Below are 22,208 nucleotides of genomic sequence, written 5' to 3'. Positions count from 1 at the left end.
GATGGGTCTGATCACCGGTCTGTTGACCCTCCCCATCGCCCCAGTACGTGGCGTGGTGTGGGTTGCCGGAAAGCTCCAAGACGCCGCAGAACGCGAGTTGCACGATCCGAGTGTCCTTCGTGCGCAGCTGACGGTGCTGAACCAGGAACTCGAAGACGGCTTCATCAGCCTTGAGGAGTTCGAACGGGAAGAGGATCGGCTGCTCGAGCGGCTGCACGCGGCCGAGGCCAGTCCCACGTTGAGAGAACGAAGGTGACTCACTCATGGATGACACGGCCAAGGCAACCCTGGCGGCCGCTGTGGTAGGCGGTTACGTCTTGGGCCGCACGAAAAAGGGCCGGCTGGCTCTGTCCATCGCCACCTATCTGGCAGGCAGACGGTTTGGTCTTGAACCCCGTGAGCTCGCCGCCGAGGGTATGCGGAGGCTCGGGGAAGTCCCCCAGATCGCGGAACTGCAGGAACAGCTCAGAGGGGAAGTTCTCGAAGCCGGCCGTAAGGCCATGACGGCCGCAGCTGACCGCGGCATGAGCTCGCTCGCGGACGCGATCAGCGATCGTACGGCTCGCCTCCACGGGACTGACGAGGAGGAAGAGGAGTACGAGGACGAGGACGAGGAGGCCCCGGCGGAAGGCGAGTACGAGTACGACGAAGAGGACGAGGACGAACGGCCCGAGGCTGAGTACGAAGAGGAAGACGAGGAGGAAGAGGAAGAGGAGGGCGGCGAGCAGCCAGAAGACGAGTACGAGGAAGAGGAAGAGGAGGAAGAGGAGGAAGAGGAGGAGCCGGAAGAGGAGGAGCCGGAGAAGCCGCGGTCCAGGCGGCCACGTGGTTCTCGTGAGTCGGGCCGGCCTCGGAAGACGCCCAGCACTTCGGCCAAGCGCAGCGCCGCACGCAAGAAGACTGCCCCCGCCCGCCAGAAGTCCGAGCGGGGAACGGCTGGGCGCGCCGACAGCAGGAGGACAGCCGAAGCCAAGAAGTCAGCTGCGAAGAAGACTGCTCCGGCCAAGAAGACGGCTGCCAAGAAGACGGCCGCGAAGAAGTCAGCTGCGAAGAAGACTGCTCCGGCCAAGAAGACGGCCGCCAAGAAGACGGCCGCGAAGAAGTCAACAGCGAAGAAGACTGCTCCGGCCAAGAAGACCGCCGCCAAGAAGACGGCCGCGAAGAAGTCAACAGCGAAGAAGACTGCTCCAGCCAAGAAGACCGCCGCCAAGAAGACGGCCGCCAAGAAGACGGCCGCCAAGAAGACGGCCGCGAAGAAGTCAACAGCGAAGAGGACTGCTCCAGCCAAGAGGACGGCCGCCAAGAAGACGGCCGCCAAGAGGACGGCCGCGAAGAAGTCAGCTGCGAAGAAGACTGCTCCGGCCAAAAAATCCACGGCCAGGAAGACGACGTCATCGAAGCGAGCAGCATCCAAGCGCGCCGATCGTCGGAGGTAGCCCGGCATGGCCAAGACGGAGAATAACGAGCCCGAGGCAGGAGAGTCAGGCGTGGACCGGCTCCGTGAAGAGCTTTCCAAGTTCCTCGGCGCACAATTGGAGAGAGCCGCCGAAAAGGCGGGCGAAAAGCTGACCGATGTCGCTGGCAAGCTCACTGACGTAGCCGAGAACGGTGGATCGCTTCCTGCAATCGGATCTCGCATCCTCCAGGGCGAATCGCCAGTGAAGGCGTTTGTCTCGGAGAAAGCCAAGGGGGTCAAGGACACCGTTGTGGAGAAGGCCAAAGAAGCCTTCGGCGGCGGCAAGGGAAAACGCAAGTCCAGCGGTGGAAAGATCACACACATCTTCGAGATCCAGGATGTGGGAGTGCCGCTGCGCACGGCCTACGACCACTGGACTCAGTACGACCGGTTCAGCAGTTTCGCCAAGGGCGTGCGCGACGTATCGACGAGCGACGAGACGACCAGCGACTGGAAGGTCAAGGTCGGGCCCTCCTCACGCTCTTTCAAAGCAACCGTCCAGGAACAGATTCCCGATGATCGGATCGTGTGGACGTCGGAAGGAGCCAAGGGTACGACGCGAGGTGCCGTCAGTTTCCATGAGCTCTCACCGAACCTGACGCGCATCGTACTGGTAGTGGAGTACTACCCGGCAGGCTTCTTCGAGAAGACAGGCAACATTTGGCGAGCCCAAGGGCGGCGCATGCGCCTGGACTTCAAGCACTTCGTGCGCTTCGTAACCCTCACCCAAGAGGAGGCAGAAGGCTGGCGCGGTGAAATCCGCGACGGCGAAGTTGTGGTGACCCACGAAGAAGCCATGGAAGAAGAAGAGGCGCAGGAGTCGGAAGCCCAGGACGAGGGGCAGGAGGACGAGTACGCCGACAACGAAGAGGAGCCGGAGGACGAAGAACTAGCAGACGAATACGACGACGAGGAAGACGACGAAACCGAGGAAGACGGTGACGCCGGCGACGAGTACGAGGAAGACGAAGAGGAGGAAGAAGAGGACGAGGAGGAAGAAGAGGACGAGGAGGAAGAAGAGGACGAGGCACCCTCAAGGAAGCGTGGAGCAAGGAGGCGCAGCCGTGTCTGAGGTGGACTTCAGGCAGGCAGGCTCTCCGATCTCCGGACCACAGTCCGCCAACCTGGCCGACATTCTCGAACGGGTGCTGGACAAGGGAATCGTCATCGCCGGCGACATCAAGATCGATCTCCTCGACATCGAGCTGCTCACCATCCGTCTCCGTCTCTTCGTTGCATCCGTGGATACCGCAAAGAAGGCGGGAATCGACTGGTGGGAAACCGACCCAGCCCTGAGTTCACGAGCCTCCCGCAACGCCTTGCGGGACGAGAACCGTGAGCTGCGCCGACGTCTGGACGCGTTGGAGTCCAGCACAGATGGGGGTGACCCACCCGGTGCTCCCGACGAAGCCGCACCCGTGAAGACGAAGAAGAGGCGAACCACATGACCGAGCGCAGCCCGGAGGGCTCGGACACCCTCGCCACTTATGTCTTCGCGGTCTGCCGTGGTGTGGATCCGGAGGCCTTCACCGGTCTCCCGGGCGTCGGCGGCGAGGAGATGCGCGCGCTGCCGCTCGGAACACTCACAGCCGTCGTGCAGTCCGTCGACGCTGCCGACTTCACAGATCAAGCCTGGCAGAGCCGCCTGTCCGACCAACGTGAGCTGGAGCGCTACGCCCGCGCGCATCACGAAGTTGTGTCCGCCACCGCCGCCTGCTGCCCCACCGTCCCCCTCCCGCTGGCCACTCTGTACCTCGACGACGAGAGGGCACGGCAAGGCCTGACTGACGAGGCTGAACGGTTCCATACCGTTCTCCGGCGTATCGCGCACCATGCCGAGTGGGGCGTGAAGGTCTACGCGCCCGAAGAGGCCGCCGATGACACCGTGGCTACTGCACCCCTGGCCGCCACGCCCTCAGAGCGAACTCGTCCGTCACCTGGGGCTGGTCTCGCCTATCTGGACCGCAAGCGGGGGATCCAGCGGCGTCGGGAACAGCACCGTGACGAGGCTCTCCGCATCGCTGAAACTGTGGACACTGAAGTCCGCGGCCTTGCCACCGCGTTCCGCAGGCTTCGACCGCAAGCTCTTCAACTGACCGGACAACGTCACGTCCAAGTCCTCAACGCCACCTATCTTGTGGCGGACCACCGAGCCGATGATCTCGCCCTGCTGACGCGGACGCTGCGTGAGCGGACCGGGGTGCGGATCGATCTGTCGGGGCCCTGGGTTCCCTATTCATTCGTCGGTGAGGTATAGGCCATGACGCAAGCATTGGTGCCTTGGGACAGCCCCGAACCGCTGCAAGGTCCTATCGGAGTGCCACTCGTCGACCTACTTGATCGCCTCCTGGCGACCGGTGTGGTGGTCAGCGGAGACCTGGTCATCGCAATCGCAGATGTTCCGCTCATCCGGCTCTCGCTCCATGCTCTGCTGTCATCCGTCAACGAGCGAGTTCCGGCACCTTGGGCGGACGGAGGCCCTCTGTGACCGGCGGCCCTCGTCTCGACCTGGACTCCGACCAGATGGGGCGTGACCTCGTCGCTCTCGTCCTGACCGTGGTGGAACTCCTGCGGCAGTTGATGGAGCGGCAAGCGATCCGGCGTGTGGAGCAGGGCGACCTCAGCGAGAAACAGGTTGACGAGATCGGCACCACGCTCATGCTGCTCGATCAGCGCATGACGGAACTCTGTGAGCAGCACGGACTGAGCCCGGAGGACCTCAATCTCGACCTCGGTCCACTCGGAACCCTCCTCCCCAGAGACTGAGCCAACAGGCTGTTCCACAAACCGAGTTGGCCAGGACGAGCACTCTAGGCCAGGCTGCGAGGTGGATGCGCAGCGCTTGCATCGAGGTGGGAGCTTGGCGCCTTCGCGGGAATAGTGGGACACGCCATCGTCGTGGCCGAACGCGACGCGGGCATCTTCCTGCAGGCCCGACTCACTGCGCGATCTCCCAGACGTGGCCGCCCGGGTCACGGAAGCTGGCTGTCCGAATCCCCCAGGGCCGGTCCATCGGGCCATTCAGCAGCGTCACGCCGCGGGCTGTCAGGGCTTTGCACATCGCGTCCACATCGTCCACGGGGAGGGTGAACTGCATGCGGGATCCGGCGTCCGGAGCAGCTACGCGCGCGGGGCCGATCAACTCGTGTGCTGCGGTGGACCGCAGCAGGTTGATGATGGTGTTCCCGAAGCTGAAAACGGCCGAGTTGTCGTTCTCGAAGGTCACCGGAAGGCGGAACACATCACGGTAGAACTCCTTCGTGGCTTCCAGATCCTCGGTGAACAAGGTGATGGCGCTGATCGCTCCGGGCCAAGGGGTTTCGCTCGTTGTGTCGGTCACGGGGACCAAGAATCCACGAGTGACTGCGTCCTGCACAAGGCTTGTCCCGCAAATGATCTCCGGGTGAGTGTGGGCCCGGCAGTGGGCGGTTGGGGCCCGTCGGCCTACCCAGCGAGGGCGAGGTTGTGCAGTCGAGCGATGCCGCTCATCGCGTGAGAAACGCCGTCCACCTTGTGGCGGCAGTCACGCAGGATCATGGTCTTGCCGACGGAGGCCTTCGCCGCGGATTCCTCCCATGCTTTACAGTCGCGCGGTTGCCGGGAAGGGGACGGCCGACCGCGACGACCAGGCGGCTGTCCGCGTCGACGACAACCTGATGGTTGGTGGAGTACCGGAAATTCTTGGACTGTTCAGCCACCTTGTGGTCGCGGGCGGGTACCAGGGTTCCGTCCACGATGAGCACGGTGTCTTTGCGGAACCTTATGCGGGGCTGGAGTGTGAGCAGAGGGCCGAGGTGGTCGACGATGCGGTCGGCTGACGACTTTGAGACCCCGAACAGCGGGGCAAGGTGGCGCAGCGTCAAGTTGGTTCGCCAGTACGCCGTGACCAGGAGTACTGGGTCCTCCAGCGGTAGGCCCTATGGCCGACCCCGGCGTGCAGCGTCAACTCCCCGACGTCGCAACGAGGTCACCGACTTGCCGAACTGGCGCGGGCTCAGCCGCTGAAGGGAGCTATCCAGGACGGCACCGCTGCCGTGAACAGACCAGCCATGCGGTGATCATTCCAGCCCTCCTGTCGTCGCGGGTCCCGTTTCCTCGGCCCAACGTCGACTCCAGGCGTCCAGCGGGCTCAGCGCCTCGACGAGATCCTGGCCGAGCTGGGTGAGGCGGTAGCCATCGCTGTCCAGGGCGAGCAGGCGGGCGCCGGACAGTTCCTCGATCCGGGTACTGAGCACGCTGGAGGACATACCCGATCGAGTCGACGTTCTCGACGGTCCGGCTACGGACCAAGGTCACTCGGGGAGCCGGCAGCGCGGCCGCCGCCCTCGCGATGGTCTTCAAACTCGTCGAGTCCGCCCAGGCCCGCTGGCGGGCCGCGAATCACCCCACCTCGTCGCCCTCGTCCGCGCCGGAGCCCGCTTGGAACGCGGCCACCTCGTCGAACGCCCCGAGGCTCACGCAGCCTGAGCAACCTCAACCGACCCGCAGGTCTCTCTATTTCTCCGAATACGAATACACATCGCCCCAAGGGAAGGTCGTCATCAGTTGGCGCCACGCCGGAAGGCTGCGCGGTAGTCCCTTGGTCGTCGTCCGGTGTGTTTGGCGAAGAGAACAGCGAAGGTGCCGGGGTCTCTGTACCCGATCGTTGCAGAGATGCTGGCGACCGTTCGGTCCGTGGTCTCAAGGAGGTGTCTGGCGCGATGGACGCGCGACGATCGCAGGTACTGCAGCGGACTCTGGCCTGTCTCGTCTGCGAAGCGCCGCAGCAGCGTTCGAGTGCTGACATTGAATGTGTCCGACAACGCGGCGAGGTCGTATCGGGCGGCAAGGTTCTGGTCGAGCCAGCGCATGACCCTGCGGGAGAACTCGTTTCCAGGCTGTGGAAGAAGTCGCACGTCAACGTACGGGGTCTGAGACGATCGCGCATCGTCGACGAGCGCCACACGCGCGGTCGCCCGCGCCACGCCGGCACCGCTGTGCTGGCGGATCAGCTCCAGCGCGAAGTCGTACATGGCACTGAAGGCCGCCGTCGTCGTCACCCCCTTGTCGGTGACGACGAGACGTTCGGGTCGGACATCAGCGTCAGGACAGCGTCGAGCCAATTCGTCCGCGAAGAGCCATGACGTCGTAGCGCGGCGCCCCTTGAGCAGTCCAGCTTCGGCGAGCAGGAACGCCCCGACACAGATCGAGACGACGACATGGCCTGCGGCAGTATGTGAGTGGATTGCGGCGACTTCTGGGGCGAGGGACGCGAGCTTCGCGTCCACGTCGAGGCCCGGCAGAAGCTCGAACCCTGGCACGACAAGGATGTCGACCTCGCGCAGCGGAGAGACAGTCAGTGCTGCACCGCCCGATGCGGTGACATGACGTCGCGACGAAACGACCGACACTTCGTATCCGGCGTGGTCCGGGCCGGCAACGTGCGTGGCCATCGTCAATAGATCGGGTACGCCGAACACCTCGGACGCGAAGCAGCCCGGATAGGCCAGGACACCGACCCGCAGCGCGCTCACGCTCGCCTCCTCACCATCACGCCTATGGCGAGATTACCCCTCTACATGGCGATCTGGCCTATCACCTTGTGCGGGCAGGCCAGTTCACGCTGTCGGCATGAGAGCCAACGGACGCCTTAACGACGCGATCAAGGACTTCTCCCGACGACTCGTGGACGTCGACGGGGTGGTGAAGACGGTGTACGCCTCGGGTTCCGGACCAGCCGTCGTGTTGATGCCGGAGATGCCGGGTATCAGCCCCGACGTCCTTCGGCTAGCACGGTGGGTGCGGAATGCGGGCCTCACCGTCTACGTCCCCTCGCTCTTCGGCATCGACGGCGCCTATCCCACGGTCGAGGGTGGTAAGGAGGTCGTCCGTCGCGCCTGTGTCAGCGCCGAGTTCCGTGCGTTCGCCGGGGGCGGCTCCAGCCCCGTCACCGCGTGGCTACGTGGGCTCGCGCGCCAAGCCCACGCCGAATGCGGCGGTCCGGGAGTCGGTGCGATCGGTCTGTGCTTCACCGGCAACTTCGCACTCACCATGGCGCTTGAGCCGGCCGTCATTGCGCCAGTGGTCAACCATCCGTCACTGCCGCTGGACGACCCTGCCGCACTCGAGATCAGCGGCGAGGACGCACGCGCGGTCCGAGAGCGCATCGCGCGCGATGGACTGAAAGTTCTCGCCTACCGCTTCGACGACGACCGCTGGTGCACCGGCCAGCGCTTCGCCGCTTACCAAGCACTCCTCGGCGACGCCTTCGACGGCCGCGTTCTTCCGGCCAGTTCCGCCAACACCAACCCGCCCCCGTTCTTCCGTGACGTGGTCGGCTCCCCCCACAGCGTCGTCACCGCCCACCTCGTCGACGAGGACGGACATCCCACTCTGAAGGCCAGGAACGAGATCCTCGCTTTCCTCATCGACCGCTTGAGCCCGTCTGGACATTCCGAATGGTCAGACGACTGACCGTGAGCAGCGTCACCAGTTCGATGGCGGGTCGTCCACATCGGGTCCTTGGCGTGCTCTTAAGACTCAAGTCGCTGACACCCCGATCCACAGGTCTTGACTATTTCTCCGGGCCCCAGGGCGTGCACTATCTGATGCGGAAGAACGGCATCACCGAATACGACGGCTGGGGCACCTTTGCCGACGACCACACACTGTGCGTCGCGCGGTCCGACGGCGAATCGGAGACGCTCATCTTCGACCACTGCGTCATCGCCACCGGTGTCACGACCCGGCTGCTGCCCGGCACCAGGCTCAGCGACAGCGTGGTGACCCATGAGGAGCAGATCCTCGCCGAGGAGCTGCCGGGGAGCGTCGTCATCGGCGGCGGGGCCATCGGTGTCGAGTTCGCCTACGTGCTGCGCGCCTATGGCGTGAACGTGACCATCGTCGAGTACCGGGACCGCGTGGTGCCGACCGAGGACGCCGAGGTGTCCACCGAGCTGGCCAAGCGGTACCGCGAGCTCGGGATCACCATTCTGACCTCGACCCGGGTCGACGCCGTCGACGACACCGGCCCGGCGGGCAAGGTGCGGGTCACGGTCACCCGCGACGGCGCCACCGAGGTACTCGAGGCTGACAAGGTGCTCCAGGCGGTCGGGTTCGCACCCCGCGTCGAGGGCTACATGTCGCGGGTCATGACGTTGTTGACGGTGCCGTCGGCAGCGACTTGGGCGGGTAGCTGCGCAGTACGAGGGCGGTGGTGACCGGTCCGTAGCGGGCGAGGGAGTCCACGACTTGTTCAAGGCGTTCGGCGTGAGAGCAGTGCACGTCGAACACGAGGCAGTCCTCGCCGGTCACGCGGAGGGTCGAGACGACCTCGGGGGTCTGGGCGGCGAGGGTGAGGGCTTGGGTCAGCTGCGCGTGGGTGGTGCGTAGTCGGACGATGGCATGGATGTTCAATCCGACTGCGGCTGGGGCAACGACGGCGCGGTAGCTGGTGATGATCCCGTTCTTCTCCAGGCGTTGGATGCGGGCGCTGGCTGCCGGCTGGGACAGTCCGACTCGGCGTCCGACCTCGGCTCCGGTGAGCCGGCCGTCAGTCTGGAGCAGTTCCAAGATGGCACGGTCGATCTCGTCGAATGATTCCATCGTTGTCACCCCCACTTTCTTTGAGATCGCTTGCTGAGCCCGATCGTTGCCGCTGCCCCATCGAGAATCGCCCCAGGGTGCCACCGCGATGTGTGGGGGCCACGATCGAAAGGGCGGTAGGCAATGGTCGCGTACGTCATCATCCCTGGGATCGACGGTTCGAATGAGCGGCACTGGCAGAGCTTGTGGGAGAAGCGGTGGGGGTCCTCAGCGGTCCGGATCGCACCGGCCTCGTGGAGCAGGCCGGACCTGCCGGACTGGGTTGCCGCGATCCAGGACGCCTACGAGATCGCATCCCGGCGTGAGGGCAAGGTGGCGTTGGTGGCTCACAGCCTCGGCTGCTGGGCAACCGCGCACTGGCTGGACCGGACGCGACCCGACGGGGTCACGGCGTTCCTGGTCGCTCCCCCGAATCCCCAGGGGCCGGCGTTCCCAGGTGAGGCCGCACCTACGTTCTTGGACCTGTCCGCTCGCCTATTGCCGTGCCGGAGCCTGATGGTGGCCAGCGACGACGATCCCTACTGCGACCCGACGACGTCCGCCTCCTTGGCGCATACGTGGCAGGCGCAAGGCCATTTCATCGGAAGCCACGGCCACATCAACTCCGGCAGCGGTCTTGGCGACTGGCAGGCCGGCCAGGAACTCCTTCGCGTACTCGTCGACGGCTGAGATGACCGCTTCGACGCGGAGGCCCTTCGCGTCGACACCGGCCCTCGCCCTGCCAAGAAAGCCCGTGCATGTCGCATCGCAATGCCCCGCTGTCCCCTGAAGGCCGGAGCCGTCTGGTCGGCCGCTGCCAGAACCGTCAGGTCGCCCACGTCGCCGCAGAGAGCCGGAGGCCGCCGAGTTCCTGTCCGAGCTGACGACGGCACGGATGTGGGATCTCACAGCGCACGAGATCGCCAGGAACGTCCATGCCCACCCGACGCTCGGGGAAGCCGTCAAGGAGGCCGTCCACGGCCTCGTCGGTCCGATGATCAATCACTGAGAGCTGAGGAACCACCTATGAAGATCGCCGATTTCCCCGCGTCGGCGGCGCGGGCCAGCGTGGCCGCGGCCCTGGCGGAGGACAGGGCCGCCGACGACATCACCACCTTGTGGAGCGTCCCGGCCGGCCTGATCGCCACCGCCGAGATCAGTACCCGCCAGCCCGGTGTCGCCGCCGGACTGCCCGTGGTCCCCGAGGTCTTCGCCCAGACCGACGCCGAGGTCGAGGTCGAGACTCTGGTCGCGGACGGCGTGCGGCTGCGGGCCGGGGACGTCCTGGTGCGGCTGACCGGATCGGCTCGCAGCCCGATCACCGCCGAGCGCACGGTGCTGAACTTCCTGCAGCGCCTGTGCGGCATCGCCACTGTCACCGACGGCTTCGTCCAAGCCGTGGACGGAACCCCGGCGCGGATCCTGGACACCCGCAAGACCGCCCCGGGGCTGCGGGCGCTGGACAAGTACGCCGTCACCGCGGGCGGCGGCAGCAACCACCGGCTCACCCTGGCGGCGACGGTCCTGCTGAAGGAGAACCACATCACCGCGGCGGGCGGGGTGACCGCGGCGATCAATGCGGTCTGGAAGGGAATGGCCGATTCCGGGACGAGCGTGCCGATCGACGTCGAAGTGCAGACCGTCGCGCAGGCCCGCGAAGCCATGGAAGCGGGAGCCGGCTGGCTCATGCTCGACAACATGGAGGTGGGCGCCATCGAAGAAGTGATGCGCATGAGGGCCGGCCGGTCCGGCGGTTCGGAGATCCTCCTGGAGGCCTCCGGCAACGTCACCCTGGACCGGGTTCGCGCCATCGCCGATGCCGGCGTCGACCTCATCTCGATCGGCGCCCTGACGCACAGCACGCCCGCGCTCGACCTGACGATGCTGATCACGATGGACGCGGCGCCATGCCCGAGGTGACGATCGTCGACGCGTGCCGGCGGCAGGGCCAGGGCGGCAGTCCGACCGCCGTTCTCGACGACGCACCCTTCACCGATGCCGAGCGACGGCGCATCCCTGCTGCGACAGGCACCTCGCACGCGGTCTTCATCGCTGCGGTGGACGGCGAGGATCAGGCTCGACCGTCGTATCGGCTCCGGTTCTTCACCGGCGAAGGCGAGTTGCCCGCCTGTGGTCACGGCACAGTCGCCGCACTGGCGCTGCTCGCTCTGCGCTACAGCGGCGACGCCGATTACCGGGCCGCGCTGCACACCACAAGTCGCGTATTCGAAGGCTGGGCGAAGCGAGAACACGACGACCTGACGGCCACTTTCGACCCGGGCCCGATCAGCCCGCGGGACGCCGGGGAACCCGAACTCCGGGCGATCGCGACCGCCCTCGGCCTGATGGGCGAAGCCCTTCCCGACGGCGCCTGCGTGGCCTCACCCGGCCGGCCACGGCTCCTGTTACCCGTGCGATCGCGCACTGTGCTGGCCGAACTCCGTCCGGACTTTCCGGCGTTGCGCCATGCCTGTGACCGCTACGGACTGCTGGGCTGCTACGCCTACTCGATCCCCGATGCGGACGGTCGGGCGGCGGCCCGGATGTTCGCCCCGTCGATCGGCGTCCCCGAGGATGTCGCCAACGCCAACAGCACCGCATGTCTGGCCGCGTATCTCGCGGATCAGGGCGTCACCGGCATCGCGGTCGACATGGGCGATCACCTCGGCCATCCGTCCACGATCATCGCCAACGCACAACGCAGCGCGTCCGGCACCCTGATCCGCCTGGGCGGCGCCGCAGGAATCGCGGGCGCCGTCCGCCTTCCCCGGCTCGGCTGACACGAAGGCGACTCGCGGTGGTCAGCAGACCGACAAGGACGGCCGCCGACGCTCGTCCGAGACCAACTCGTAAGTCCCGTAAGTCGGATGCACTCATCCCCACACTGGAGGTTCCATGCCCAAGGGCTACTGGGTCAGCGTCTACCGCACCATTTCAGACCCTGAGAAGCTGGCTGCTTACAACAAGCTGGCCGGTCCGGCCGTCAAGGCCGGGGGCGGCCGGGTCCTCGTCCGTGGCGGTCGGGTCGTGGCGCATGATGCCGGAATCGCCGAGCGCACCGTCCTGATCGAGTTCGACAGCTTCGAGCAGGCCGTCGCGGCGCACGAGAGTGCGGCCTACCAGGAGGCGCTGGTCGCCCTCTCAGACGGCGTCGAGCGCGACTTCCGCATCGTCGAAGGCATCGACTGACCGAGGTCCAGTCGGATCTTCACTGAAGATCCACCACCTTGGTTCTCGCTGGTGCGGCTGCTGGTGTGGCGGGGTTCGTGGGTGCTCGTGCTGGCCGTGGGCCGCACGAGCCCCGCCCGCGCCACCAACCTGCTCCGCGCCACCGGTTCTCCACACGATGACTACGTTCCGCCCCTACCCGGGCGTCGACCAACATTGCGGGACAGGCCTTAGGCTGCGGCAGGCCTTTTCGCAAGCAGCCCCCGGGACGCATCCGAGCATGGTGTGGTGGACGCCCTCGCCCTTGAGGTGGCAGTCGCAGAGGATCTTCCAGGTTTTCGTCCAGGCGACGGCATGCTCGACGCGGGCGCGAACTCGCTTGTGGGACTTGTTGTGTTCGTGCTTCCAGCCGCACAGTTCCTCGCCCTTCCACCGTCGATGCAGCATCACGATTCCCATGCCCGGACAGCCACCGTCCACGATGGACATCGTTTTGCCGACAGCGGCCTTCGCGCCGGATTTCGCCCACGCCGTACCGTCGTTGCGATTGCCCGGCAAGCGTCGGCCGACCACAACGACCAGACGGGTGTCGGCATTGATGACGACCGATGGTTCGTCGAGTACCGGTAGCTGTTGGACTGTTCGGTAATCGTGGGGTCGCGGGCTGGCACCATGGTGCGGTTCACGATGAGCGGGGTGTCCTTCGCGAACCGACGGCGGGGCTGGATCGCGAGCGGCGGGCCGATCTGGTCGATGACGCGGTCGGCCACGGACTTGGATATTCAAACAGCCGAGCCAGCTGGCGCAGCGTCAAGTTCGAGCGCCGGTACACCGCAACCAGCAGCGCCCGGTCCTTCAGAGGCAGGCTCTCGTCTAAAACGGACGGCCGCTATCGACAGGTGGGTCGCACCTAGGAGATCTGCATGACTGAACGCGAGCCTTCAATGCGCGCCAGACATCGGCTCCCGGGCCTTCCGTGGAACAGTCACACATGGTCATTCTTGAGAATCACTCGGCGGCCGCGGGCGGTGTCGCTCGGACGGGTCCCGGCGAGTTACCTCTCCACCCTAGGCGCGCATCGGCGCCGGCAACCTGGCTGGCACCGGTACACCGGCAGGTGCGGCCCCGCACGTGCGGCGGTCATGGCCCATTGGGAGGCGACGCGCACTCATTCGGGTGCATCACCCGCGCCGTCACTCCCTCTCGCTCACCCCTGTGGTTTGAGTGATCTTTCGTACGTCGTCATTCTTCCCGTCGGGGCTTGTGCTACCCCGCACGGTGACGACGTCGCCAGACACGATCAACAGGAGTTGTAGTGACATCACCACGACGGGGTGCTGGGCTTGCTGCCGCGGCTGCCCTGCTGGGCTCGCTGTTCCTCGGAGCTCCGGCCGCCCAGGCCGCACCGGCCGCAACGCTCGCCGATGACGCGCACCGGCCACACCTTGCGGCACCGGCAACTACACTCGCCGATGACTCGATCCGGCCACACGTATGCCGAGGCCTGGTACCGGATCCCATTCCGTACCCCCTGCGCTCGGACTACTTCTGCAACGACTGGCGGCTCGGCCCGCAGAAGCTGCCGACCCGCGGCCTGGTAGCGAAGACCCTCCACCGCTACCAGCGCCTCGGCCACCTCACTGCGACCCAGTTCCTGAACCGGTGGTGGGACCCGACCGCCGACACCGGCCAGGGCGACTGGCGCTACCCGGACGCCGACGGGTACGCAAAGGACCCCCAGGGACATCCGATCGCCGCCGTACTCACTCTCCACAAGGATGAGTACGTCGACCGCTTCGGTAATGAGGCTGGACGCTACCTCGCACCCGCCGGCACCAAGTACGGGAAGCGGAGCATTCCGCCGTCCAGCCTCAACACCGCCGATCCGCGCCACCCGTACAACTACTACCTGTACAAGGTGACCAAGGATGTCGACGTGTGCGCGGGGCCGATCGCCCCGGCGTTCGAGCAGCCCGGCCTGGGCGTCCAGTACGTGACGTCCAGTTCGTACTGCCCGGACATTCCGCGCACCTCCGTGCTGGACCTGGTGCGCAACGGCACCCTGGTGCGACGCGCGACCTCGTAGCTTTCCGGCTGCGACGACCGCCGCACGCCTCGTACAGATCGCCGGATAGGAGACTGGTTCCGTGGACCGTCACCAGCTGTGCGAGGCGCTGCGGGCAGCCGGGGTTCCCGATGCCCACTACGAGATTCCCGACTGCCCGGGCGGCCCCCCTCCGCACGAGGGCTACTACTTGGCCCAGCGTCAGGGCGAGTGGATCGTGGGAGTCCACGAGCGCGGCAGGCGCGAGGTGCTGAAGACCTTCGCCGGCGAAGGCCAGGCCTGCACGTGGCTCTACGAACGCCTTACCGACGAGAGCCCGGCCCCCTCGCGGCCCACAGCGGCGGAGATGGACGAGCTGCTGCACGACAGCGAGGGCATCGAACGCCGAGCACAGGAGCAGCTCGAACGGGCGCTCGCGGAGCGCCGGCGCGGGACCTGCCCCGACCCACCGAACGGTGGCCGCTGAGAAGTGTCGACCCGATGGGCGCTTATGTCTCCCTGAGGCTGAAATATCGCCTCGAGCCGATGCGGGGAGATCCTCGACCCACGGGCTCGGCGTGCCGTGCCTGGTACTATTGATCTGAGCTGTCCAGCCGAATTCATGCTGAAACGTCGTGCGTTGGTAGTCCAAGGAAAGACGCCCCGCTTCCTGCGGGGAGATGCAGGTGCAAGGCCTGTCCAGCGCTCTGTGAAGACCCCGTACCGAGATCTGCGGCGCGGGGTCTTTTCACGCCTGCTGCCCGCCGTGGTCTACAGAGGACCGGTCCAGCTGCGCGGAGATTGGGCGGCGGCCCTGTCACTCACTTTCGGGTGACGGCTGACCACTCGCCGCGTCGCCCGGTTTGACGGATGGAATGCGGCGGCCGGTCATGGCAAGGGTTTGGCATGCCGTAGGCCTGTCAATTCCATGCACAGTTGATATAGGCGGATGTCGCAGGCGCGTATCCCGGTGGTGCGGGTGCTCGGCAACGCGTGCCCTTCTGCGTCCGCGGTGTGCCAGCCAGCAGCCGCAAGCTGGGTCGCGCCGCGCTCGCCCAACAGGTCAGCCCCGTCTATCGGTGACACCATGACGTGCCCGTAGCGCGGCCTGGGCAGTGACCGGTGCGATCGGGCCGCCGTCTCCAACCGTGTCGCGTAGCGGACCTGTACATGTGGTGGCGTCCGCCTCCGCGCACCAGTGGTAGCCAACGGGCCCGGTCGGCGAGGACGAGAGTTGGCTCTCCTCATGTACCTCTTGGCGAGGGCCGCGACCAGGTCGCCCGGGTCCTAGTGTTGAGGCGTGCAACGGGGGAGGCCGTACTGGCACTTGTCGTCCTACGTGCCCACCGCTCCGCTGACGAATTCGAAGACGATCCTGTACACCTGCCGGGCTTCCGCTTCCATCCCTCCTGCGGCGCGGCTGGCTCTCCAACGTGGCCTCCAGCACCTTGTCCGACGCTTCCGACATGGCCTACGGCACATCCAGTACCACAGTCCCCTCAGAGACGGCTGCCTCACCCAGACCGGCCTGACCGTCCAACCCGCCTGGTCAGCAGGACGACATCCCGAGTTCAACCTCAGTACGCAGAACAGTCCGTGCGATGGAAGGCTCCCAATCCGGATCAGGTCTGCCTGCGGGAACCCCTGCGTGCTCGGCGCGGACGTGTGTGGCGCCGTCGGTGCTTCAGACCGGGTCCGTGCGGCCGAACAGGCCTGCGTGTCCCGGCGGGAGCTGGATGAGGATACGGCGCAGTAGTGCGTCGTCGGCCACATCCGCGACGGTGGTCAGCACTGCAGTGACGGCGCGGCGCGCTTGCGCCACCTCGAGGTCGTCGCGTGCGGCGACCGCTTCGACGAATCCCGACGGCGTGAGAGGTTCGCTGGCAGGTACGACGTCGATGAGCAGCGGGCTGCACGACAGGGGCAGGAGCCGGGCCAGGTCTGTACGGTCATCGCCCACCAGATGTGCGCCGAGCACCTCGAGCACGCTGTGGACCATGCCGGCCGCCTGCTGCCGTGCTGTGTAACCGCCGCGGTCCTGGACCTGCTCAAGCAGCAATTCAACCGTCGCGTCCATAACCGCTCCTTCTCTCAAGTCCTTCCACTGCGTGAACTCCCGGACTGGTGCGCCACGCAGGGTGATCATCCCAATACCCGGCGTCTGGTCTCGCAATCTCCCTTCCCCGTTCGGTGTAGTCCATATGGCCCCAGGCTTACCTCAATCCCGGCCCGCCACATTGCCGATGCTGCGCCGGAAATTGCCCGCTCTCTATCCAAAGCGCTGTTCGCATCGGCTGTATGCTCCGGAAGGCCTTCGCCGAGTCCGCCAATGTGCGCAGCGCGCAGGTCGAACTCGACTAGGCCCTTTGCGTCTTTTTAGCCGTGAGTGCGAGTCGGACTGCTCTATGCATTCCCGTAGCAGCCGGGGGCTCGTGGCTGCTCAGGAGCGCTAGCATCAGGGCACCGCTGATGACCGATCGAAAGCGATGCCGAAATGGCCGATGACGCGTACTTGTTCTTGCTCTCCGACCGGCATCCGCGGTTGGGGGCTGCTCTTGCTGCCGTGGGCCTTCTGGAATGTGCGGAGACGCCGGCCGTGCACGGCTGGTTGCAGGCCCACGACGTATCAGCGACCTCCGAGCAGGTTCGGGTTCTTCCCTCCGAGGCGCAAACCCTGATCCCTCCGGACGTAGAGCGCTTGCCGGTTCCGTTGAGCGAGGAAGAGACGCTGAGGGTCCAACAGGAGTGTGCGCCCCAGTCCATCACGGACGTGGAGGCGGAGCTGCTGGAGTTCCGGGATGTCACGCAGGACTGGCAGGCTCTGGTCCACCGGGCCTTGACTGCCGGCATTCCCGCGTCGCGTATCGCTCAGCTGACCGGTTTGGACCCACAAGAAGTTGGCCGTCTCAGCGTGTGACCGAGGCGTGCAGAACGCGGTGCGAGGCTGTGGATCGAGGCTCCGCACCGCGTCTCCAGCCCTGGCCCTCGGAGGGGTCGGATGGGGCGAACATGTCGCGGCAGAGTCTGGCCTGGATGACGTGCAGGATACGGTAAGTGCCTCTTTTCCCTTGTGAGTTGGTCGGGATTACGACTCACAGGACGCTGTAGTCCCGGGTAGCGGGATAAGAACCCCTAACGAAATGATCTTCAAGGTGGTTGGATCGCTCCGGGACTGATGATCCGGGGGTGTGGTTGTGGCTCGGTCGAAGCCGTGGGAAGTCGATGACGCGCTGTGGGCGGTGATCGAGCCGTTGCTGCCGAAGGTGGAACGGCGGACGCGGCATCCGGGACGAAAGCGCCATCCGGACTGACTGGTGTTCCAGGGCATCCTGTTCGTGCTGCATACGGGGGTTGCCTGGGAACACCTGCCGCAGGAGTTCGGCTTCGGCTCGGGTATGACCTGCTGGCGGCGCTTGGCCGAGTGGGCCGAGGCCGGCGTATGGACCCGGCTGCACCAGGTCCTCCTCGCCAAGCTCCGTGGCGCGGACGCCCTGAACTTCTCCTGGGCCGCAGTCGACGGCTCCCACATCCGCGCGTTAAAGGGGGCGCCAAGACGGGACGAAGTCCTGTTGACCGGGGCAGAAACGGCAGCAAGCATCACCTGATCACGGACGCCACCGGCATCCCGCTCGCGGTCACTCTGACCGGCGGCAACTGCAATGATGTCACCCAGCTCATCCCACTGCTTCAAGCAGTACCGCCCGTGCGAGGCAAGCGCGGCCGACCTCGCCGCCGCCCGGACGCCGTACTTGCGGACCGCGGTTACGACCACGACAAGTACCGCCGGCTCGTCTGGGACTTCGGCGTGAAGCCGGTCATCGCCCGCCGCGGAACCGAGCATGGTTCCGGCCTCGGTGCCCAACGCTGGTTTGTCGAGCGCGCGTTCGCGCACTTGCACTGGTTCCGCCGCCTGCGGATCCGTTGGGAGATCCGCGACGACATCCACGAAGCCTTCCTCACCCTGGGATGTGCACTCATCTGCTGGCGGCGGCTTGTCTCCCTACTCTGACAGCATCGGAACCCAGTGATTCATCACCTGGTGCAGGCGTTGCCGGTGGTCAGCGATCCAGTCGTCCGGCGGCACGAGCGGCACCCGCACGGTGACCATGGACCCCGACTCGTCCTCCACGATCACCTCCGGACAGTCACGCTCGCCGGTGAGTTGGATGGAGATGGACGGCCCTCTGTCCCACTCCATCCAGACGACGTCCTCGTCGGCGTCGAGCAGGTTCAACGCAGCTGCCCAGCTTTCGAGCTTCGAGGTTGACAGCACCAGGTTGATACGGCCGGACACGAACGGTGTCCTGACCATGATCTCGGCCTCCAGCCCGGCGGACCATCTGAAATCACGCCCCAGAACGTTGACGGTGACGCTGTTCCCCTCGTCGTCGGCGAGGGAGATGAGCTCCCCCGGAGCGATGTCGCCCATAGTTGCCCCTTCATCGGCGAGTACCGAGCGATCGTCGCCCTGCGAGGAGTGCATCCGCCACTCCATTTCGTTAGGGGTTCTAAGCCGCCGGACGCTAACGACGCCGTGCCGGGCGCGGACCCTCGCCGGGCGTTGGTTCCTCCAGGTCCGGACGCTGTCGAGCCGGCCCGCGCCATTCGTGAGAAGTTCCGTTGTGGGGGAGGAGCCAGGCATACCTTTCGAAGCGGTCGGGCTCCGGCACCGATCAGCTCCTCGCCGAGGGTGATCGGTCGGCGAGGAGGTCACGGATCTGCGCAAGCCTCAGCGCCGAACCAACCGACGGGAGGCTCCCGTCGGCCAGAACTGTGGTCTGGTGCCTGTGCCCCAGGAAACCAGATAGAACGGCCCGCAGAGCGCCGTCATCGCCGCGCCGTAACCGCGCGCAGGCGGACCCCTGTTGCTGACGTACACCAGTTCGCGGACCGACGGCTCGCCGTAGCTGACAGCGGGCTACTGTCTTGGCATGAGCAAAGTGGATCCCCTGTTGAAGAGGTTGACTGACCGAGTGGAGCGCGAGGCCCTCACGCTACCGATCACACTCGTCGTATGCGGCACCACGGTCACGGGAGAGGTAGTACCGCACACCGTCTGGGCCGAGCACATAGCCGAGCAACTCGGCGATTCGGCGAGCCGCGCGAGCGCCTTCTCCGCCGATTTCACCTGGGCGACGGAGGAGCCCGAGCAGAACAGCAACTACCTCCACCTGAACGGCGGCAAGGTGGTCAGCGGCGGAGCCGCCTTCCCTGAACACGGCGGGCTGTTCCGAATCGGACTCGACGAGGTCAGCGGCTGGTTCCTGGGCGAGATTCAGGTCCACGGCTAAGGGCTGTCCCCCCCCCCGTAAATAGTCTTTGACTTGAAGGAGACATCGCCGGTCGCCGGTCGCCGGTCGCCGGTCGCCGGTCGGCGACCGGGGCTATGCGGCGAGGGCGAGGTTATGCAGGCGGGCGATGCCGAGCATCGCGTGATGGACGCCGTCGCCTTTGAGGCGGCAGTCTCGGAGGATGTTCCAGGTCTCCATGCGGGCGAAGGTGTGTTTGACGCGAGCGCGGACCTCTTCCCCTTTGCGGCGGCGGCGGTGTGGCATGACGAGTCCGGTGCCCAGGTAGCAGCCGTCGGCGATTGGCGAAGCCGTTCCACCGCTCTTTCTGCAGGAGCAAGCGGCCCTTCGGCCGTGTCGGGCGGTGGCCGGCCGTGCCCATCAATGGTTCGATCCCTTGATCCGACGATACGAGACCTGTTCCCGTGCCTTGCGCCACCGTGACCGAGTGTGCTCGACCACGCTGTCCCACTGCCGGCGGACCTCATGGTCGGAAGGGCGGTGACCCTGACGGATCCGGTTGAGCTCGTCTTGTACTTCTCGTCCCAGTGCCGCCGATGCAACCAGGACCAGCATGACTGCGAAGAGGGCGGAGATCATCGCGAAGACAGCACCGACCACCCCGTAGCGTGCTGCGTAGGAGTTGAAGAGATGCGGCATGTAGATGGCTGCGCCCACTGAATAGGCCGTCGTCAGGACGGCGGCTGTGACACCGAAGGGAAGGAGGTCCGGCCAGCTGATCCGCTTCGCCGACAGGATCCGGCCGCTCCAGACGAGGAATGCAACGGTCACCAGTACCCCACACACCGAAGCGGCCAGACGCAGCGCACCCCGGGCAAAGAGCGCGGACAGCAACGTGCTGACCAACATGTAGCCACCGAGAGTGAGGATCCACCACAAGCCGTTGCGCGTGTTGCGCACGCTGAGGGGCTTGAGTTCCCATGCCTGTTCGAAGAGTCGCTGTGCGGCTCGCGCGAAACTCAGCACCGAGATCGTCAGAAATACGACCCCGAAGATGCCCACGCTTGCGCTGGTCGCTTCGGCAGGAGAGAACAGCGAGTTGACTGCCGTGGCGCCTGCTCCGGTGAGGTTGTAGCGCTTGATGATCCGCTCTGCGGCGTCGTAGTTGACGAAGTTGCTCAAGACAGCGCCAATGAGGATGGAGAGCGGGACCAATGCCGTCAGAGCACTGGACGCCAGGGCCATCGAGCGGTCGAAACCCACGATCTTCTGGAACCGGTTGATGACCCGCAGCGCGAAGGCAGGCCGCAGCCAGAACGTCAGCGTTCTGACGAGGCGCTCTCGATTGATCGCCGTCGCCCTGCCCTCCGTGAAGATCGGGACCTTTGTGGCGACGCGAGCCTAACGCTCGGTCGCCTACCGATGAAGGACGACACGAAAAGCAGCATGCCGACCGTCACTTGTGATGCGGTACAGCAGCGAAGTACCGCAACTACAGCAGCCCTTCACATCCCGTAGCGCCCCTGCGTGGCTTTATCGAGCAGTAGTGACGTCACTTGTCGATGGGTTTGGGAGGCGCCCCGATCCGCGGTCGGGTGATGTTGACGAGTTTGCGAGGCATGGTGGCTCTTCCCAGGGAAGTATCGAGATGCTCTTGGCGAAAGGTGCTGGTCATGCCGCAGGTGGTGCGCTCGGTACTGTCCCGAGAGGGAACTCCGCAGCGTCCTGGGCGTGGAGCTTGGAAGGGGAACCAGTGCTGATCCAGGCAATTGGAGCAGTGCTGCCGGCAGCGCTCGCGGTTGCCCTCAGCCCTTTCCCTCTGATCGGGATCGTGCTGATCCTGGCCGGCCGACAGGGCCGACGCAACGGCCTGCTGTTCACGGCCGGGTGGATCGCCGGGCTCGGGATCGTGGCAACGCTCGTGGTGGTCGTGTTCGGTGGAGCCGACGACCCAGAAAGCCCCTCGTCAGCGATCGCAGACTGGGGACGGGTACTCGCCGGAGTGGCCCTCATCGTGCTCGGGGCGCGCAAATGGTGGCAGCGTCCAGGCGTCGGCGACGAGACCGAGACGCCACGCTGGATGGCGTCACTCGAAGACGTCTCGGCCCTGCGGGCGCTGCTCCTCGGTGCGCTGCTGTCAGGCGCCAACCCGAAGAACCTCGTCCTGACGGCCTCGGCGGCCACGTCGATCGTCGAAGCGGGGGCTCACAACGGCGATCTCACTGTGGCCGTCACTGTGTTCGTTCTCGTCGGATCCTGCACCGTCCTCGGCGCCGTCATCATCCATCTCCTCGGCGGACAACGCGCGGCGTCGTTCCTGGACAATGTCAGGCAATTCATGATCACCAACAGCGCCGTGATCACCACGATCGTGCTCCTTCTCCTGGGCGCCAGCATCCTGGGCGACGGACTCACCGGACTTGGTCGGTGAGTCCTTCCATCGTCAGCACGCGTGAGACGTCAAGCCGAGCGGCTTCATTCACCTGAGCAGCATGCGCGGGGCAACCTGTTATGCCGTCATTTCGCATCAACAATCCGGGGTGGGTTGATCATCAACTGCCGCCGGAACTCATGCACAAGTGCTGTCACTAGACATCGACGAAGCCACCTGCGAGGCCCACGGACGACCTGTTTGCCCTTGGCTGACCGCTCGACATAGGACTACGGATCAGATGGTCGTGGATCAGGTTGCCTGAACCTGGGCCGTCCCTGGGCCGTCCGAAGCCCC

At 65.7% G+C, this 22,208-nt stretch carries 24 protein-coding genes and 7 pseudogenes; 21 read left to right on the top strand and 10 right to left on the bottom strand.

The window, feature by feature from the left end; genetic code table 11:
• The first annotated feature begins 1 nt into the window (after position 1).
• From LGI35_RS02585 to LGI35_RS02555, 7 genes are read left to right on the top strand one after another with little or no spacing between them, the layout of a single operon-like run.
• On the top strand, positions 2–256 hold the full coding sequence (locus LGI35_RS02585; protein WP_227291953.1) for a gas vesicle protein GvpG: 255 nt from the start codon (positions 2–4) through the stop codon (positions 254–256).
• Positions 257–263: 7 nt separating this feature from the next.
• Positions 264–1,436, top strand: a complete 1,173-nt coding sequence (locus LGI35_RS02580) for a histone H1-like repetitive region-containing protein (protein ID WP_227291952.1) — start codon at positions 264–266, stop codon at positions 1,434–1,436.
• Between the two features lie 6 nt (positions 1,437–1,442).
• On the top strand, positions 1,443–2,528 hold the full coding sequence (locus tag LGI35_RS02575) for an SRPBCC family protein (RefSeq protein ID WP_227291951.1): 1,086 nt from the start codon (positions 1,443–1,445) through the stop codon (positions 2,526–2,528).
• Positions 2,521–2,904: a gas vesicle protein gene (locus tag LGI35_RS02570; RefSeq protein WP_227291950.1), complete on the top strand. Its 384-nt coding sequence runs from the start codon at positions 2,521–2,523 to the stop codon at positions 2,902–2,904. The genes LGI35_RS02575 and LGI35_RS02570 overlap by 8 nt, the downstream gene beginning before the upstream one ends.
• Positions 2,901–3,713 (top strand): GvpL/GvpF family gas vesicle protein, encoded by an 813-nt coding sequence (locus LGI35_RS02565; RefSeq protein ID WP_227291949.1) that lies wholly within the window; start codon positions 2,901–2,903, stop codon positions 3,711–3,713. The genes LGI35_RS02570 and LGI35_RS02565 overlap by 4 nt, the downstream gene beginning before the upstream one ends.
• A gap of 3 nt (positions 3,714–3,716) precedes the next feature.
• A complete protein-coding gene (locus LGI35_RS02560; RefSeq protein WP_227291948.1) occupies positions 3,717–3,944 on the top strand; it encodes a gas vesicle protein in 228 nt (75 codons plus the stop codon).
• Positions 3,941–4,222 carry a gas vesicle protein K gene (locus tag LGI35_RS02555; RefSeq protein ID WP_227291947.1) on the top strand — a complete coding sequence of 94 codons (282 nt, stop codon included), beginning with the start codon at positions 3,941–3,943 and terminating at the stop codon, positions 4,220–4,222. The genes LGI35_RS02560 and LGI35_RS02555 overlap by 4 nt, the downstream gene beginning before the upstream one ends.
• 172 nt (positions 4,223–4,394) lie before the next feature.
• Here the strand turns inward: LGI35_RS02555 and LGI35_RS02550 are convergent, their stop codons facing one another.
• The 3 genes and pseudogenes from LGI35_RS02550 to LGI35_RS02540 all read right to left on the bottom strand — a co-directional run bounded on the left by LGI35_RS02550 (position 4,395) and on the right by LGI35_RS02540 (position 5,691).
• Entirely contained in the window at positions 4,395–4,796 is a 402-nt protein-coding gene (locus LGI35_RS02550) for a VOC family protein (RefSeq protein ID WP_227291946.1), read from the bottom strand.
• 104 nt (positions 4,797–4,900) lie between these two features.
• Positions 4,901–5,507 (bottom strand): annotated as a pseudogene (locus tag LGI35_RS02545) (transposase family protein).
• 7 nt (positions 5,508–5,514) lie between these two features.
• On the bottom strand, positions 5,515–5,691 hold the full coding sequence (locus LGI35_RS02540) for a hypothetical protein (protein WP_227291945.1): 177 nt from the start codon (positions 5,689–5,691) through the stop codon (positions 5,515–5,517).
• 8 nt (positions 5,692–5,699) lie between these two features.
• Between LGI35_RS02540 and LGI35_RS02535 the strand changes: the two are divergent.
• Positions 5,700–5,923, top strand: a pseudogene (locus tag LGI35_RS02535) (IS256 family transposase); the annotation flags it as partial.
• Between the two features lie 74 nt (positions 5,924–5,997).
• Here the strand turns inward: LGI35_RS02535 and LGI35_RS02530 are convergent.
• Complete coding sequence (locus LGI35_RS02530; protein ID WP_227291944.1) at positions 5,998–6,969, bottom strand: GlxA family transcriptional regulator; 972 nt, start codon at positions 6,967–6,969, stop codon at positions 5,998–6,000.
• Between the two features lie 151 nt (positions 6,970–7,120).
• On the opposite strand from LGI35_RS02530, the gene LGI35_RS02525 reads away from it, so the two are divergent.
• Together LGI35_RS02525 and LGI35_RS02520 are read left to right on the top strand one after the other, a co-directional pair.
• Positions 7,121–7,909, top strand: a complete 789-nt coding sequence (locus LGI35_RS02525; protein WP_227291943.1) for a dienelactone hydrolase family protein — start codon at positions 7,121–7,123, stop codon at positions 7,907–7,909.
• A 116-nt stretch (positions 7,910–8,025) separates the two neighbouring features.
• Positions 8,026–8,574 (top strand): annotated as a pseudogene (locus LGI35_RS02520) (FAD-dependent oxidoreductase); the annotation flags it as partial.
• A gap of 10 nt (positions 8,575–8,584) precedes the next feature.
• On the opposite strand, the gene LGI35_RS02515 reads toward LGI35_RS02520, so the two are convergent.
• Positions 8,585–9,040, bottom strand: coding sequence for an Lrp/AsnC family transcriptional regulator (locus tag LGI35_RS02515; RefSeq protein WP_227291942.1), 456 nt, complete (start codon positions 9,038–9,040; stop codon positions 8,585–8,587).
• A 123-nt stretch (positions 9,041–9,163) separates the two neighbouring features.
• On the opposite strand from LGI35_RS02515, the gene LGI35_RS02510 reads away from it, so the two are divergent.
• The 5 genes and pseudogenes from LGI35_RS02510 to LGI35_RS02490 all read left to right on the top strand — a co-directional run bounded on the left by LGI35_RS02510 (position 9,164) and on the right by LGI35_RS02490 (position 12,208).
• Entirely contained in the window at positions 9,164–9,709 is a 546-nt protein-coding gene (locus tag LGI35_RS02510) for an RBBP9/YdeN family alpha/beta hydrolase (RefSeq protein ID WP_227291941.1), read from the top strand.
• Between the two features lie 175 nt (positions 9,710–9,884).
• Positions 9,885–10,028 (top strand): annotated as a pseudogene (locus LGI35_RS02505) (hypothetical protein); the annotation flags it as partial.
• 17 nt (positions 10,029–10,045) lie between these two features.
• The gene (gene nadC / locus LGI35_RS02500) at positions 10,046–10,939 is read left to right on the top strand and encodes a carboxylating nicotinate-nucleotide diphosphorylase (RefSeq protein ID WP_227291940.1); all 894 of its coding nucleotides are present in this window, start codon (positions 10,046–10,048) and stop codon (positions 10,937–10,939) included.
• Positions 10,927–11,799: a PhzF family phenazine biosynthesis protein gene (locus LGI35_RS02495; protein ID WP_227291939.1), complete on the top strand. Its 873-nt coding sequence runs from the start codon at positions 10,927–10,929 to the stop codon at positions 11,797–11,799. Before nadC ends, LGI35_RS02495 begins: the two co-directional genes overlap by 13 nt.
• Positions 11,800–11,914: 115 nt before the next feature.
• Positions 11,915–12,208: a DUF1330 domain-containing protein gene (locus tag LGI35_RS02490; RefSeq protein ID WP_227291938.1), complete on the top strand. Its 294-nt coding sequence runs from the start codon at positions 11,915–11,917 to the stop codon at positions 12,206–12,208.
• 174 nt (positions 12,209–12,382) lie between these two features.
• Here LGI35_RS02490 and LGI35_RS02485 read toward each other — a convergent pair.
• A pseudogene (locus LGI35_RS02485) lies at positions 12,383–13,055 on the bottom strand (transposase family protein); the annotation flags it as partial.
• Between the two features lie 447 nt (positions 13,056–13,502).
• Here LGI35_RS02485 and LGI35_RS02480 point away from each other — a divergent pair.
• The gene (locus LGI35_RS02480) at positions 13,503–14,273 is read left to right on the top strand and encodes a TNT domain-containing protein (RefSeq protein ID WP_227291937.1); all 771 of its coding nucleotides are present in this window, start codon (positions 13,503–13,505) and stop codon (positions 14,271–14,273) included.
• Between the two features lie 61 nt (positions 14,274–14,334).
• The gene (locus LGI35_RS02475) at positions 14,335–14,718 is read left to right on the top strand and encodes a hypothetical protein (RefSeq protein ID WP_227291936.1); all 384 of its coding nucleotides are present in this window, start codon (positions 14,335–14,337) and stop codon (positions 14,716–14,718) included.
• Positions 14,719–15,915: 1,197 nt separating this feature from the next.
• On the opposite strand, the gene LGI35_RS02465 is transcribed toward LGI35_RS02475, so the two are convergent.
• The gene (locus LGI35_RS02465; RefSeq protein WP_227291935.1) at positions 15,916–16,308 is read right to left on the bottom strand and encodes a DUF2267 domain-containing protein; all 393 of its coding nucleotides are present in this window, start codon (positions 16,306–16,308) and stop codon (positions 15,916–15,918) included.
• A 417-nt stretch (positions 16,309–16,725) separates the two neighbouring features.
• Between LGI35_RS02465 and LGI35_RS02460 the strand changes: the two genes are divergently transcribed.
• Positions 16,726–17,148, top strand: coding sequence for a DUF6003 family protein (locus LGI35_RS02460; RefSeq protein ID WP_227291934.1), 423 nt, complete (start codon positions 16,726–16,728; stop codon positions 17,146–17,148).
• A gap of 277 nt (positions 17,149–17,425) precedes the next feature.
• Positions 17,426–18,240 (top strand): annotated as a pseudogene (locus tag LGI35_RS02455) (IS5 family transposase).
• On the opposite strand, the gene LGI35_RS02450 reads toward LGI35_RS02455, so the two are convergent.
• Complete coding sequence (locus tag LGI35_RS02450; RefSeq protein WP_227291933.1) at positions 18,232–18,714, bottom strand: DUF5959 family protein; 483 nt, start codon at positions 18,712–18,714, stop codon at positions 18,232–18,234. The pseudogene LGI35_RS02455 and the gene LGI35_RS02450 overlap by 9 nt on opposite strands.
• A 448-nt stretch (positions 18,715–19,162) precedes the next feature.
• On the opposite strand from LGI35_RS02450, the gene LGI35_RS02445 reads away from it, so the two are divergent.
• Positions 19,163–19,522 (top strand): hypothetical protein, encoded by a 360-nt coding sequence (locus LGI35_RS02445; RefSeq protein ID WP_227291932.1) that lies wholly within the window; start codon positions 19,163–19,165, stop codon positions 19,520–19,522.
• A gap of 93 nt (positions 19,523–19,615) precedes the next feature.
• On the opposite strand, the pseudogene LGI35_RS02440 reads toward LGI35_RS02445, so the two are convergent.
• Both LGI35_RS02440 and LGI35_RS02435 read right to left on the bottom strand, forming a co-directional pair.
• Positions 19,616–19,867: pseudogene (locus LGI35_RS02440) on the bottom strand (IS5/IS1182 family transposase); the annotation flags it as partial.
• Positions 19,868–19,900: 33 nt separating this feature from the next.
• Entirely contained in the window at positions 19,901–20,743 is an 843-nt protein-coding gene (locus tag LGI35_RS02435) for a YhjD/YihY/BrkB family envelope integrity protein (RefSeq protein WP_227291931.1), read from the bottom strand.
• Positions 20,744–21,128: 385 nt separating this feature from the next.
• Between LGI35_RS02435 and LGI35_RS02430 the strand changes: the two genes are divergently transcribed.
• Positions 21,129–21,911, top strand: coding sequence for a GAP family protein (locus LGI35_RS02430; protein WP_227291930.1), 783 nt, complete (start codon positions 21,129–21,131; stop codon positions 21,909–21,911).
• The last annotated feature ends 297 nt before the right edge of the window (positions 21,912–22,208 follow it).

Origin of the sequence: Streptomyces longhuiensis (genome assembly GCF_020616555.1) — a bacterium.
GTDB lineage: Bacteria > Actinomycetota > Actinomycetes > Streptomycetales > Streptomycetaceae > Streptomyces > Streptomyces longhuiensis.
Note: the sequence above shows the minus strand (reverse complement) of the source record. Positions and strands in the feature narration are given on the sequence as shown.